The sequence below is a fragment of the Streptomyces sp. NPDC042259 genome (assembly GCF_055582085.1).
Map to the genome: position 1 here is coordinate 683,341 of NZ_JBVJDW010000004.1, position 12,899 is coordinate 696,239.

The 12,899-nt window shown below is 72.5% G+C and carries 13 protein-coding genes; 10 read left to right on the top strand and 3 right to left on the bottom strand.

Going from position 1 to position 12,899, the window contains the following annotated elements; translation table 11 throughout:
• Positions 1-16 precede the first annotated feature (16 nt).
• Together ACZ6MA_RS15300 and nudC are read left to right on the top strand one after the other, a co-directional pair.
• Positions 17-1,417, top strand: a complete 1,401-nt coding sequence (locus ACZ6MA_RS15300; RefSeq protein WP_469433988.1) for a dipeptidase — start codon at positions 17-19, stop codon at positions 1,415-1,417.
• 61 nt (positions 1,418-1,478) lie between these two features.
• Positions 1,479-2,426 carry an NAD(+) diphosphatase gene (gene nudC / locus ACZ6MA_RS15305; RefSeq protein ID WP_469433990.1) on the top strand — a complete coding sequence of 316 codons (948 nt, stop codon included), beginning with the start codon at positions 1,479-1,481 and terminating at the stop codon, positions 2,424-2,426.
• Between the two features lie 85 nt (positions 2,427-2,511).
• Here the strand turns inward: nudC and ACZ6MA_RS15310 are convergent, their stop codons facing one another.
• Positions 2,512-2,769, bottom strand: a complete 258-nt coding sequence (locus ACZ6MA_RS15310) for a glutaredoxin domain-containing protein (RefSeq protein ID WP_469139281.1) — start codon at positions 2,767-2,769, stop codon at positions 2,512-2,514.
• A gap of 147 nt (positions 2,770-2,916) precedes the next feature.
• Between ACZ6MA_RS15310 and ACZ6MA_RS15315 the strand changes: the two genes are divergently transcribed.
• The 5 genes from ACZ6MA_RS15315 to ACZ6MA_RS15335 all read left to right on the top strand — a co-directional run bounded on the left by ACZ6MA_RS15315 (position 2,917) and on the right by ACZ6MA_RS15335 (position 6,709).
• Positions 2,917-5,136: an ATP-dependent DNA helicase UvrD2 gene (locus tag ACZ6MA_RS15315; protein WP_469433992.1), complete on the top strand. Its 2,220-nt coding sequence runs from the start codon at positions 2,917-2,919 to the stop codon at positions 5,134-5,136.
• Between the two features lie 143 nt (positions 5,137-5,279).
• Positions 5,280-5,558, top strand: coding sequence for a hypothetical protein (locus ACZ6MA_RS15320; RefSeq protein WP_469433994.1), 279 nt, complete (start codon positions 5,280-5,282; stop codon positions 5,556-5,558).
• 128 nt (positions 5,559-5,686) lie between these two features.
• Positions 5,687-6,049, top strand: coding sequence for a WhiB family transcriptional regulator (locus tag ACZ6MA_RS15325; RefSeq protein ID WP_469433995.1), 363 nt, complete (start codon positions 5,687-5,689; stop codon positions 6,047-6,049).
• Positions 6,046-6,372 (top strand): hypothetical protein, encoded by a 327-nt coding sequence (locus ACZ6MA_RS15330; protein ID WP_469433997.1) that lies wholly within the window; start codon positions 6,046-6,048, stop codon positions 6,370-6,372. The genes ACZ6MA_RS15325 and ACZ6MA_RS15330 overlap by 4 nt, the downstream gene beginning before the upstream one ends.
• Positions 6,373-6,502: 130 nt before the next feature.
• Positions 6,503-6,709 (top strand): hypothetical protein, encoded by a 207-nt coding sequence (locus tag ACZ6MA_RS15335; RefSeq protein WP_469433999.1) that lies wholly within the window; start codon positions 6,503-6,505, stop codon positions 6,707-6,709.
• A gap of 45 nt (positions 6,710-6,754) precedes the next feature.
• On the opposite strand, the gene ACZ6MA_RS15340 is transcribed toward ACZ6MA_RS15335, so the two are convergent.
• Both ACZ6MA_RS15340 and ACZ6MA_RS15345 read right to left on the bottom strand, forming a co-directional pair.
• Positions 6,755-8,119, bottom strand: coding sequence for an ABC1 kinase family protein (locus ACZ6MA_RS15340; RefSeq protein ID WP_469434001.1), 1,365 nt, complete (start codon positions 8,117-8,119; stop codon positions 6,755-6,757).
• Between the two features lie 42 nt (positions 8,120-8,161).
• Positions 8,162-9,337, bottom strand: a complete 1,176-nt coding sequence (locus ACZ6MA_RS15345; protein WP_469434128.1) for a ThiF family adenylyltransferase — start codon at positions 9,335-9,337, stop codon at positions 8,162-8,164.
• A gap of 281 nt (positions 9,338-9,618) precedes the next feature.
• Between ACZ6MA_RS15345 and ACZ6MA_RS15350 the strand changes: the two genes are divergently transcribed.
• The 3 genes from ACZ6MA_RS15350 (at position 9,619) to ACZ6MA_RS15360 (ending at position 12,899) form a co-directional block, all read left to right on the top strand.
• The gene (locus tag ACZ6MA_RS15350) at positions 9,619-10,215 is read left to right on the top strand and encodes a M48 metallopeptidase family protein (protein WP_469434003.1); all 597 of its coding nucleotides are present in this window, start codon (positions 9,619-9,621) and stop codon (positions 10,213-10,215) included.
• Between the two features lie 267 nt (positions 10,216-10,482).
• A complete protein-coding gene (locus tag ACZ6MA_RS15355) occupies positions 10,483-12,198 on the top strand; it encodes a TerD family protein (RefSeq protein ID WP_469434005.1) in 1,716 nt (571 codons plus the stop codon).
• Positions 12,199-12,215: 17 nt separating this feature from the next.
• Positions 12,216-12,899, top strand: a complete 684-nt coding sequence (locus ACZ6MA_RS15360) for an AIM24 family protein (protein ID WP_469434130.1) — start codon at positions 12,216-12,218, stop codon at positions 12,897-12,899.

The following is a 12,899-nucleotide window of genomic DNA, read 5'->3' on the forward strand; positions in this document are numbered from 1 at the left end:
GGTTAGGCTCGATGCCATGAGCCCCACCCCGGACAGCGCCGTCCGCGCGTACATCGAAGGCCACCGCGCCGCCTTCCTCGACGACCTCGTCGAATGGCTCCGCATCCCCTCGGTGTCGGCCGACCCGGACCGGGCCGCCGACGTCCGCCGCAGCGCCCAGTGGCTGGCCGCGAAGCTCACCGAGACGGGCTTTCCCACCGCCGAGGTCTGGGAGACCGACGGCGCCCCGGCGGTCTACGCCGAGTGGCCCTCCGGTGACGAGGGCGCGCCGACGGTCCTGGTCTACGGCCACCACGACGTACAGCCCGCCGCCGTCGAGGACGGCTGGCACACCGAGCCCTTCGAGCCCGTCGTCAAGGACGGCCGGCTGTACGCGCGCGGCGCCGCCGACGACAAGGGGCAGGTCTTCTTCCACACCCTGGGCGTCCGCGCCCACCTGGCGGCGACGGGCCGCACCGCCCCGGCCGTCAACCTCAAGCTTCTGATCGAGGGTGAGGAGGAGTCGGGTTCGGCGCACTTCCCCGACCTCGTCCGCGCCCACGCCGACCGCCTCGCCTGCGACACCGTGATCGTCTCCGACACCGGCATGTGGTCCGAGGACACCCCGACCGTCTGCACCGGCATGCGCGGCCTCACCGACTGCCAGATCGACCTCCGCGGCCCCGACCAGGACATCCACTCCGGTTCCTTCGGCGGTGCCGTGCCCAACCCGGCCACCGAGGCCGCCCGGCTGGTCGCCGCCCTGCACGACGAGGACCGCCGCGTGGCGATCCCCGGCTTCTACGACGGCGTAGTGGAACTCACCGACCGCGAGCGCGAACTCTTCGCCGAGCTGCCCTTCGACGAGAAGCGGTGGCTGACCACCGCCCACTCGCACGGCGCCCTCGGCGAGCGCGGCTACACCACGCTGGAGCGGATCTGGGCCCGGCCCACCGCCGAGGTCAACGGCATCGGCGGCGGCTACCAGGGCCCCGGCGGCAAGACCATCGTGCCGTCCACGGCGCAGCTCAAGCTGTCCTTCCGGCTGGTCGCCGGGCAGGACGCCGACCGCGTCCAGCAGGCGGTACGGGACTGGGTCGCCCGCATGCTGCCGGAGGGCATCCGGCACGAGATCACCTTCTGGGGCGCGACCCGCCCCTGCCTGACACCGCTCGACCACCCGGCGCTGCGGTCGGTCGTCCGGGCCATGGGCCGCGCCTTCGGGCAGCAGGTCCGTTTCACCCGTGAGGGCGGCTCCGGCCCGGCCGCCGACCTGCAGGACGTGCTCGGCGTCCCCGTGCTGTTCCTCGGCATCTCGGTGCCGTCGGACGGCTGGCACGCGCCGAACGAGAAGGTCGAGCTGGACCTGCTCATGAAGGGCGTCGAGACCGCCGCCTACCTGTGGGGCGACCTCGCCGAGCACGGGCGCGCGCGATAGCCCCGGCTTCGCTCGCGTCCGTGATGCACACCACCATTCGTAGGGGGAGTTGGAAGCAGCAGTGACCACCTGGACCGATCTCTCAGCCGCCCGGCCCATCACGCTCAGCGGTGCGAGCGGCATCGACCGTGCCGCGCACCACCGTCTGGACGAGGCCTGGCTCTCCGCCGCCTGGAGCCACCCGTCCACGCGGGTCTTCGTGGTGTCCGGCGGCCAGGTCCTGATCGACGACACCCCCGACGGCCGCACCGAGCTGGTGATGACCCCGGCCTTCGAGGCGCCGGTCACCGAGACGCACCGGTACTTCCTCGGGCAGGACGAGAAGGGCGTGGCCTACTTCGCCCTGCAGAAGGACACCCTGCCGGGCCGGATGGACCAGTCGGCGCGCGCCGCGGGGCTGCGCGAGGCGGGCCTGCTGCTGTCGCAGCGCGACGCCGGGCTGCTGGTGCACGCGGTGGCCCTGGAGAACTGGCAGCGGCTCCACCGCTTCTGCTCGCGCTGCGGCGAGCGCACGGTCGTCGCGGCCGCGGGCCACATCCGCCGCTGCCCGGCCTGCGGTGCCGAGCACTACCCGCGCACCGACCCGGCCGTGATCATGCTGGTCACGGACAAGGACGACAGAGCGCTGCTGGGTCGGCAGATGCACTGGCCCGAGGGCCGCTTCTCGACGCTCGCGGGCTTCGTCGAGCCGGGCGAGTCCATCGAGGAGGCGGTGCGCCGCGAGGTCGCCGAGGAGGCGGGCGTGGTGGTCGGTGACGTGGAATACGTCGCCAGCCAGCCGTGGCCGTTCCCCTCCAGCCTGATGCTGGGCTTCATGGCCCGGGCCACGTCCTGCGACATCCAGGTGGACGGCGAAGAGATCCACGAGGCCCGCTGGTTCTCGCGGGCGGACCTGCGGGCCGCCTTCGAGTCCGGGGAGGTGCTGCCTCCGACGGGCATCTCGATCGCGGCCCGCCTGCTCGAGCTCTGGTACGGCGAGCCGCTGCCGCAGGGCCAGAGCTGGAGTTGAGGCTGAGACGGTCCCCGAACGCCGGACGGGCCGCTGCCGGCTCAGCCGGCAGCGGCCCGTCCGGCGCTCGCGGACACCGCGGACGTCAGACCGCGAGGGCCTGCTTCACCTGGGCGAGGCTCGGGTTCGTCATGACGATGTGGTCGCCGCCGTTCGGGGGAACCACGAGAACGGTGGGAACCGTCTGGTTGCCGCCGTTCGCCTTCTCCACGAAGGCCGCCGAGTCGGCGTCGTGCTCGATGTTGACCTCGTTGTAGGTGATCCCCTCGCGGTCCATCTGGCTCTTCAGCCGGCGGCAGTAGCCGCACCAGGTGGTGCTGTACATCGTCACGGTGCCCGACATTCGACCTCGCGCTCCTTCGTTCATGGGTGCTTTTCCGGTGGTAGAACGCGCACCTACCCAGGACCATTCCCGGTATTAGTACGACTGCCCGGGGGTGCCTGTGGACAACATTCCCGGTCGTCTCCTTCGACCTGGCAGCATGGCGGGGTGACAGCAGCAACGCACTTCTCCCTCTTCCCGCAGGTCCCTGACTCTGCCGACGCGGTGCTCGACGGGCTCGACCCCGAGCAGCGCGAGGTGGCCACGGCCCTGAGCGGGCCGGTGTGCGTGCTCGCCGGGGCCGGTACGGGCAAGACCCGGGCGATCACCCACCGCATCGCCTACGGCGTCCGGTCCGGGCTGCTCCAGCCGTCGAGCGTGCTCGCCGTCACGTTCACCAACCGCGCGGCGGGCGAGATGCGCGGCCGGCTGCGCCAGCTCGGCGCGGGCGGCGTCCAGGCCCGCACGTTCCACTCGGCCGCCCTGCGGCAGCTCCAGTACTTCTGGCCGAAGGCCGTCGGCGGCGAGGTGCCCCGCCTCGTCGAGCGCAAGATCCAGCTCGTGGCGGAGTCCGCCGCCCGCTGCCGGGTCCGCCTCGACCGCAACGAGCTGCGCGATGTGACGGGCGAGATCGAGTGGTCGAAGGTCACCCAGACCGTGCCCGAGGACTACCCGGCCGCCGCCGCCAAGACCGGCCGCGAGGCCCCCCGCGACCCCGCCGAGATCGCCCGGGTCTACGGCATGTACGAGCAGCTCAAACGCGACCGCGGAGTGATCGACTTCGAGGACGTCCTGCTGTTGACCGTCGGCGTCCTCCAGGACCGGCACGACATCGCCGAGACGGTCCGCCGCCAGTACCAGCACTTCGTCGTCGACGAGTACCAGGACGTCAGCCCGCTCCAGCAGCGGCTGCTGGAGCTGTGGCTCGGCGACCGGGACAATCTGTGTGTCGTCGGTGACGCCAGCCAGACCATTTACTCCTTCACCGGCGCCACCCCGGACTATCTGCTCGACTTCCGCACCCGCCATCCGCGGGCCACAGTCGTGAAGCTGATCCGCGACTACCGCTCCACCCCCCAGGTGGTCCGGCTGGCCAACGGTCTGCTGTCCCAGGCCCGCGGCCGGGCCGCCGACCACCGGCTGGAGCTGGTCTCCCAGCGCGAGTCCGGCCCCGAGCCCCACTACTGCGCGTACGGGGACGAGCCGGCCGAGGCCGAGGGCACCGCCCGCCGGGTGCGGGACCTCATCGATTCCGGGGTGCCGGCGAGCGAGATCGCCATCCTGTACCGCATCAACGCCCAGTCCGAGGTCTACGAGCAGGCCCTCGCCGACGCCGGGGTGCCCTACCAGCTGCGCGGCGCCGAGCGGTTCTTCGAGCGGCCCGAGGTGCGCGAGGCCGGGCTGCTGCTGCGGGGCGCGGCCCGCGCCGGCGGCGCGGACGCCCAGCTGGCCGACGCCGACGACGTGCCCTCCCAGGTGCGCGCCGTGCTCGGCACCCGGGGGTGGACGGCCGAGCCGCCCGCCGGATCGGGCGCGGTCCGCGACCGCTGGGAGTCCCTCGCGGCCCTGGTGCGGCTCGCCGAGGACTTCGTGCGGGCCAAGCCGGCCGCCACCCTCGCCGATCTCGTCGCCGAGCTGGACGAGCGGGCCTCCGCCCAGCACGCACCGACCGTCGAGGGTGTGACTCTCGCCTCACTTCACGCGGCCAAGGGCCTGGAGTGGGACGCGGTTTTCCTGGTCGGGCTCACCGAGGGCATGATGCCCATCACTTACGCCAAGACCGATGAGCAGATCGAGGAGGAGCGTCGGCTCCTCTATGTCGGAGTCACCCGCGCCCGCCGTCACCTCGCTCTTTCCTGGGCGCTCTCCCGGGCCCCCGGCGGCCGTGCGTCACGCCGCCCCAGCCGCTTCCTGAACGGGCTGCGGCCGGGCTCCGCCGCGGCCCGCCCGGGCACCGCCGGCGCGTCCGGCCGGACGGCGGGCCAGGGCGGTGGGGAAGGCGGCGCGCCCGCCCGGCGCAAGCGGCGTGGGCCCGCGCTGTGCCGGGTCTGCGGACGGACGTTGACCGACGCGGGCGAGATCAAGCTGATGCGCTGCGAGGACTGTCCCTCGGAGCTGGACGAGGCGCTCTACGAACGGCTGCGTGACTGGCGGGCCGGACAGGCCGAGCGGCTGGGCCAGCCGGCCTACTGCGTCTTCACCGACAAGACATTGCTCGCGATCGCCGAGGCCGTACCGGGAACCGAATCGGAGCTTTCCCGCATCTCAGGTGTGGGAGGACGCAAGCTCGACAAGTTCGGTGCCGATGTCCTGGCTCTCTGCTCCGGCCGTGAGCCGATGTCGTCGGACGCGTCACAGGACGCGGCCGAAGACTCTCCCGAAAAATAGTTTGCGCGCGCGGACGGCCTACCCATAGCCTTCCGAGCAGGGAAACTGCGGTTCTTCCAAGAGCCGCTGGTTCCGTGCTGTACTGAACTGCCCCGGACTGGTTTCGACCGGTCCCCCGAGACGCCGAAAGGAGGCGGAGACCAATGATCAGCTTCATGAGCTTCAACAAAATGACCGATCGCTCGGTCGTCGCCTCCTGCCCGCTCGGCGGTTCCCTCCGGGGCACCGGTCTGCCTTTCGGCGGCGCGGAACTCAGCGTGAAGCGACCGAGCAAGGCGTCCGCGATTAAGGCGACGGCGACGGCACAGGCCCAGGCCTATGCCCCCGTGGCGGCGATCAATGGCGCCGGATCCCTGACCGTGCAGCAGCACCACACGATGTGGGCCTTCCGTGGGCTCGAACCCTGGAGAGATCCAGCCTGATCGGCATGATCAGGTCGGCACCTTCCAGGGCCGCGGAACCCACACCGGGATCCGCGGCCCTTTTGTTTGCCCCGAACCGGGGCGCCACCCCGGCTACCAGCCGGAACAACAGACGAGGAAACAACACCGTGCAACTCAAGGCACACACCCCGTCCGTAGCGACCGATCTGATCCCCCCGCCTGTCCCCACGGAGGACACCTTGACCCCCCTCACCGCCCTCACCGAGCTCGACGACGCCATCGAGAACCTCGGTGTCCCGGTCCCCTGCCGCACCTACGACCCCGAGGTCTTCTTCGCCGAGACCCCGGCCGACGTCGAGTACGCCAAGTCCCTCTGCCAGACCTGCCCGCTGCGCGAGGCCTGCCTGGCCGGCGCCAAGGACCGCCGTGAGCCGTGGGGCGTCTGGGGTGGCGAGCTGTTCGTCCAGGGCGTGGTCGTGGCCCGCAAGCGTCCGCGTGGCCGCCCGCGCAAGAACCCGGTCACCGCATGAACACCCTCGGCACCATCGACCGCCCCACCACGCACGACCCCAAGAAGCAGGATCCGACGATGCAGCGCCCGTCCCACGAGCCGGCCGGCTCGAAGACCCCCACCCGTGACACCTCCGGTGCGACCGAGTCGCGCCAGAACAGGACCCTCGAAATGCAACTCATCCCAGAAGCCCTGGCCCGTGCTCATATGCATGAACGCCTCCGGGAGGCCGATGCCGAACGCAGCGCCGTTCGGCTGGCCGCCGCCCGGCGGATGCAGCGGCGCGCCGAGCGCGCCTCGCTGCGTGCCCGCCGGGCCCTGGCCATGGCCGTCATGCACTGAGCGACGGCCCGGCCGACGGCAGGCCGCTATACCACGAGACACCCGCGGGGCCGGTCCGAACGGACCGGCCCCGCGCCGTGTCGGGTGCGTTGTGCCCTCGCGGCCTGTTCGCGGGGATATCGTCTGCGAGGTGGACCAGAACACGCATGAACCAGTGCAGTTGGACCCTGAGGCCACCGAGAACGCCGTGTGCGCTCGCTGTGGCACCACCGCCGACGGTACGCCGCCGACCTGGACCTGCTCCGTCGAGAACGGCCGTCGCCGTTACTTCTGCGACGACTGTGCCCGCGCCAACATCAGATCGATCGAGGGCCGCCTCGACTCCTCCTGGTGGTGACCCCCACCCCCACCCCCTGCCCGGCCCCATCCCGGCCCGGGGCCGTCAGGCGGGGGTTTCCCGGCTCTCGTCGGCCGTCGCGAATCCGGGCACCCACGCCTCCATCTCCTCCCGCAACCGCACGGTCGCGCCCAGCTGACACAGCACACCGATCGTGCTCATCGTCACCCGGTGGATCAGCAGATACGACGGGGGCAGATTGAGCTGCCGGGCCAGCTGGTAGGCGGGGGAGCGGGGATCGGCGATCCGGGTCGCCTGGGCGCGCAGCCAGCTCCGGGTGAAGGTGAACTCCTCCGCCTGGGCCGGCTCGATGATCGGCAGCAGATAGTCCAGCACCGCACCGGGCTCCAGCTCGATCTCCGGCTTGACGAAACCCTCCTCCCGCAGCAGCTCGTGGACCGCTTCCGCCTCGCCGTCCAGCGTCAGCCGCAGCGCGGTGCCTATCTCCGGCGGCAGGCCCTGCGGCAGCCGGTCCACGGTGCCGAAGTCCAGCACGCCCAGCCGCCACTTCTCCGGCGGGCCGTCCGGGTGGTCCCCGGTGATCAGCCGGAAATTGCCCGGGTGCGGATCGGCGTGCAGCAGCCCCGTGCGGGCGGCACCGGAGAAGAGGAACCGCGCCAGCAGCTGGCCCGCCCGGTCGCGCTGCTCCTGGGTGCCGTCCGCTATCACCTCGGACAGCGGCACCCCCTCGAGCCACTCCGTCACCAGCACCTGGTCGCTCTGGTGCACCACGGCCGGAACCGTCACATCCGCGTCACCCGCGAACTCCGCCGCGTGCGCCTGCTGGGCGCGGGCCTCCAGCTGGTAATCCAGCTCCTCGGACACCCGGTCGCGCAGCTCGGTGATGAGGGGCTTGATGTCCATGCCGGGGATCAACGGGCCCAGCAACCGGGCGAAACGCCCCAGTTGCGTCAGATCGGAGAGCAGGGCCTCGCCCGCGCCCGGGTACTGCACCTTGACCGCGACCTCGCGTCCGTCGTGCCAGACCGCCCGGTGCACCTGCCCGATGGACGCCGCCGCCGCGGGCTGGTCGTCGAACTCTTCGAACAGCTCCCGCCAGTCCTCGCCGAGCCGCTCCGCCAGGGCCGCGTGCACCGACTTCGTCGGCAGCGGTGGCGCGGCCTCCTGGAGCTTGGTGAGCGCCGCCCGGTAGGGACCGGCGATCTGCTCGGGCAGCGCCGACTCGAAGACGGACAGGGCCTGACCCAGCTTCATGGCACCCCCCTTGAGCTGACCGAGGGTCGCGAAGAGCTGTTCGGCCGTGCGCTGTTGCAACTCCGCCGCTATCAGCTCCGCGGGCCGCCCGCCGATGCGTTTCCCGAGGCCGAGCGCCGTGCGCCCCGCGAACCCCAGTGGCAGCGCGGCCAACTTGGCGGTACGGGTGACCGCCTTGCGGGGTAGATCAGACATGCGCCCCTCCAACTAGCTGAACAGCCACGCCGCGGACGGCGGTTACCCGTTCATTGTCCCGTGCGGCGCCCCCGCGGCCGAGGCATATTCGGGATACGAAGATCCCGCCGCGCCGCACGGGCACCGCGGATGCGGCTCGACGGGCCGGGGAGACCAGGCCGGACCCGGCAGGGCCAGCTCCAGACGGACCCCCGCGCTCGCCGGGGACCCACCGTCGAGAAAGGCCAGAGCCCTCGCCACGGTCAGCCCCGCCACCACCGTGGCCAGTGCCATGTCGCAAGACGGTACCCCCGCGCCCCGGCCCGACCTCCACTGGGCGAGCATCCGCGGCCATGCCGGGTCCCGCTCGGCCCGGCCCAGCTCGATGCACCCCGCGCAGGCCGACCCGCCCGGGAGCACCAGCGGCCCCACCAGCCCGGTGGCCTCCAGGACCCCCGCGTACAGATGCGGGGTACCCGAAGTGATGAGTTCTTCCACCGTGGCGGGGTCCGGTGCGTAGGCCGCGAGACCGTCGCGCGGAGCGAACACCACCAGCGCCAGCGGTGGCGGCGGCCCGGACTCCGGCGGGCCGGTGCCCTCGGCCGCTCCGGCGCCACCGGCCCGCGGCTCTCCCGCGCGGGCCCGGGGGCGGGGGAGCGGCGCGGACTGCCGCACCACCCGGCGGGCCGCGGCGTCCCGCCGCTCCCCGGCCCGCTCGGCACCCACCCCGCCCGGCGCGACGTCCCAAAGCTCGACCCGGCCACCGTCCAGTACGTCGACCTGGCCCACGCCCGACGCCGACAGCAGCGCCGCGACGGCCGCCCCCACCCGCCCCGCGCCCCGCACTTGGACCCGCGTCGCCTGCCGGGCGGCCATCAGCCGTGCCGCCGCCCCCGGTTCGGGGTGCAGCACCGACAGCGAGGCCAGGTCCGGGCGCAACCGCTCCAGGCCGGCGCCCCGGTTGCGCAGGGTGGCGGCGCCCCGGCCGCCGCCCAGGGGGTCGTCGATGAGCCCGGCCTGGCTCAGCCGCTCCACCAGGGCGTCCGTCCGCCCGTCCGGCAGCCCGAGATCGCGGGCCGCCGCACGGAGCAGCGGCAGGCCGCGGGTGCCGTCGAGCAGTCCCAGAAAGCTGCCGGTCGCGGTGTCCACCGGGCCGACCACCACCGCGTGCGCCGGGGCCACCCCGAACTGCACCGTCTCGCGGTCGCGCCAGCTCCGGCGCAGCGCGGGCTTGAGCATCGGATGCGGGGAGCCGGCCGGCTCCCCGGCCGGGCGCGGGCAGGCCCGCTCCGGGGCCGGGGTATCCCGGTCGTGACACGCGGTGGCTCGGTGCGCGGAGTTCGTCTGCATGGCTTCCCCCTCGGTTCGGCCTTCAGCATGCGCGTCCCGTGCCGTCACCGTGCGAAGTTATCCACAAGCACGGGGTGATTGTCATACAAGCCCTGCCCTCTGCGGGTGTTTCCCCGGCAACCGAGCGAGGGGCGGGACTTCACGCGCCGCCAACGGGTAACGTCGGGCCCGTGCCCGTCGACCCACTGCACAGTGCCGCAAGACCACCGCGCAGCGCCCCGAGCCCGCTCTCCAGTGGCCCGGAGGCGTACGCGGTCGAGGTCCGCCGGAGTTCGCGCCGCCGCCGAACGGTCTCCGCCTACCGGGAGGGTGAGCGCACCGTCGTCCTCATCCCCGCCCGGATGTCGGAGGCGGAGGAGAAGCGGTGGGTGGGCGTGATGCTCGACCGGCTCGCGGCGCAGGAGAGCAAACGGATGCTCGGCGACGCCGAGCTGGCCGACCGGGCACAGCGGCTCTCGGGCCAGTACCTCGCAGGCCGCGCCCGCCCCGCCACGGTCCGCTGGGTCACCAATCAGAACACCCGGTGGGGTTCGTGCACCCCCGCCGAGGGCAGTATCCGGCTCTCCCACCGGCTCCAGGGCATGCCCGAGTACGTCGTGGACTACGTCCTGCTCCACGAGTTGGCGCATCTGCTGGTCCCCGGGCACGGCCCGCGCTTCTGGGCACTTCTGGAGGCGTATCCCCGCACCGAGCGTGCTCGCGGGTACCTCGAAGGTGTGGTCGCCGCCGACCGCCTGCCGCATCTGCCCGCCGCCCGGAGGGAATGACCCCCGGGCCCCCGGCCCCAAGATCCCCCGGCCCCAAGTTCCCCGGCGCTGTGCCCCCTGGCCTCCTTGCCCCCGGCGGCGCACTGACGCACCGGCCCGCTGACACCCCGCCCGCCGGGCGCCGTCCCGCCCGGGGCGGCGCCCGGCTCGCGCGCTTCCGCGCCGCCCCGCGTCCCCGCACGCCCCGGAATCGCTGGCCGTGAGGGTCAGCCGTTAGCCTGACGCAACGCATTCACCGCAGGTTCGGATGGGGGACGGTCGTAACGCATGGCCAGGGAATTCCAGCGCGGCCACAAGGCCAAGATCAGTGACCTGACAGCGGGGACCGATCTGTACATCGGTGTGCAGATCTCCGGACCCGGTATGTCCTTCGATATCAGCTGCTTCGGTCTCGACGCCCAGGAGCGGCTGTCCGACGACCGGTACTTCGTCTTCTTCAATCAGCCGAAGTCCCCCGAGGAGTCCATTCAGCTGCTCGGCCCGCAGGCCGGTGACACGGAATCCTTCCGGGTCACCCTCGACCGCGTTCCGGCACATATCCGGAAGCTGTCCTTCACGGCGACGGTCGACGGCGCGGGCCAGATGTCACAGATCGGCCCCGGCTATATCCGCATTGTCGCGGGCGGCGCGGAAGTCGCCCGGTACTCCTTCACCGGTGCGGAATTCAGCACCGAGCGCGCGGTGATGCTCGGCGACGTCTACCTGAAGGACGTATGGCGGTTCGCCGCCGTCGGGCAGGGCTTCGACGGCGGTCTGGAAGCGCTGCTCACCAACTTCGGCGGAGAGGTCCTGGAGGAGGAACCGGCTCCGGCCCCCGCCCCGGCCGCGGCCCCGGCCTTCGCGCCCCCGGCCGACCGGGCGAGCGCGCCCCCGGCGTTCGCCGCGCCGCAGGCCGCACCCCCGGCGCCGCCGTCACCCGGGCCCGCCGCACCGGTCCCGCCGCCCGGCCAGGGCTTCCCGCCCCCGCCCGGCAGCACCCCGCCGCCGGCCGCCCCCGCGGTGCACGCGGCCGCCACGATCGCCGCGCCGATCGCCCCGCCCGGCTTCTTCTCCGGCCAGCCCGGGACCGGCCAGCCCACCCCGCCCGGCGGCACGGTCCCGCCGCCGCCCGGTCAGCCCGGCGTGCCCGGCCAGCCCTACGGCCAGCAGCCGCCGGCCCCCTACGGGCACCCCGGTCAGCAGCAGCCCTACGGACACCAGGGCCAGCCCGGTCAGCCGTTCCCCGGCCAGCAGCCGTACCCGGGCCAGCCCGGCCAGCCCGCCCCCTACGGCGGACCGCCGCCCGCGGCGCCGCACGGCATGCCCCCGCAGGGCGGCACCCCCGTCGGTGTCCAGGCCGCGCTGGAGAAGTACCGCGAGGCACCCACCGGGCAGCGGTGGACCCTGCAGAACCCGCGGCTCATCCGGGTCGACCTCGGCACCGACCCGCAGCCCGTGCTCGCCCGCCAGGGCAGCATGGTGCTCTACCAGGGCAAGGTCGACTTCGGCTACAAGGGCGCCGGATTCGCCGGCCGGATCATGGGCAATGCCACCGGCCAGGAGATGCAGCTGATGCGCTGCACCGGCCGGGGGCAGGTGTTCCTGGCGGAGAACTCCGCCCACGTCCACCCGATCGAGCTCCAGGGCGACGGCATCTGCGTCTCCGCGGAGTCGGTGCTCGCCTTCGACGAGTCGCTCCAGCACGAGGTCCGCCGGATCGAGGGCCACGGCATCCCCGGTGGCGCGCTGTTCACCATGCAGTTCCAGGGGCACGGCACCGTCGTCGTCAAGACCAACGGCGTCCCCGTGGTCCTGCCGGTCACCCCCACCACCTACGCCGACAGCAACGCCATCGTCGCCTGGTCCGCCGCTTCCCAGGTGGTCGTCTCCAGCCAGGTGCGGCTGCGCCGCAACTCCTATCCGGGCCACAGCGGAGAGACCGTGAACCTCCAATTCCGCGGCGCGCCCGGCAATTTCATCGTCGTCCAGCCCTACGAGGTCTGAGGGAGCCCGAAATGACCATGAACCAGACCCCGATCTCGGGCTACGCCCCGACGCCCGTGGCGGCCCGGATGGAGAACCACGGCAGCAGCATGCTCAAGGTGGCCATGCGGTCCGGCCACGATCTGTTCGCCCGCACCGGCTCGATGATCGCCTACGAGGGCTTCGTCCAGTACGAGGCGAACCCGCCCGCCATCCGCCAGATGGCGTCCCAGTGGGTCACCGGCGAAGGCATGCCGCTCATGAAGTGCCACGGCGACGGGCTGCTCTACCTCGCCGACTACGGGGCGGACGTCGTCTGCCTCCAGCTCAACGGGGACTCGCTCTCCGTCAACGGCACCAACATCCTCGCCTTCGACGCCCATCTGCAGTGGGGCGTGCAGCGGGTGAAGGGAATGGCGAAATTCGCCGGGCAGGGCCTGTTCAACGTGGCCATCTCCGGCACCGGCTGGGTCGCGCTCACCTCGCGCGGCACACCGATCGTCGTCGACTGCGGCAGCGGCGAGGACGAGACCTATGTGGACCCCGACGCCCTCGTGGCGTGGTCCACGGGCCTCAAGATGAAGGGGAAGCGCAGCTTCAAGGCTTCCTCGATGATCGGCCGGGGCAGCGGCGAGGCGTACCAGCTGGGCTTCTCGGGCCAGGGGTTCGTGGTCGTACAGCCCAGCGAGGACAGCACTGACCGGCTCCGGGCCCGGGGCTGA

What these genes read in the sequence shown, in the direction of transcription:
- ACZ6MA_RS15300 (WP_469433988.1), top strand. Translation starts at nt 17, where the DNA reads ATGAGCCCCACCCCGGACAGCGCCGTCCGCGCGTACATCGAAGGCCAC.
- ACZ6MA_RS15310 (WP_469139281.1), bottom strand. Translation starts at nt 2,769, where the DNA reads ATGTCGGGCACCGTGACGATGTACAGCACCACCTGGTGCGGCTACTGC.
- ACZ6MA_RS15320 (WP_469433994.1), top strand. Translation starts at nt 5,280, where the DNA reads ATGATCAGCTTCATGAGCTTCAACAAAATGACCGATCGCTCGGTCGTC.
- ACZ6MA_RS15330 (WP_469433997.1), top strand. Translation starts at nt 6,046, where the DNA reads ATGAACACCCTCGGCACCATCGACCGCCCCACCACGCACGACCCCAAG.
- ACZ6MA_RS15340 (WP_469434001.1), bottom strand. Translation starts at nt 8,119, where the DNA reads ATGTCTGATCTACCCCGCAAGGCGGTCACCCGTACCGCCAAGTTGGCC.
- ACZ6MA_RS15345 (WP_469434128.1), bottom strand. Translation starts at nt 9,337, where the DNA reads ATGCTCAAGCCCGCGCTGCGCCGGAGCTGGCGCGACCGCGAGACGGTG.
- ACZ6MA_RS15355 (WP_469434005.1), top strand. Translation starts at nt 10,483, where the DNA reads ATGGCCAGGGAATTCCAGCGCGGCCACAAGGCCAAGATCAGTGACCTG.
- ACZ6MA_RS15360 (WP_469434130.1), top strand. Translation starts at nt 12,216, where the DNA reads ATGAACCAGACCCCGATCTCGGGCTACGCCCCGACGCCCGTGGCGGCC.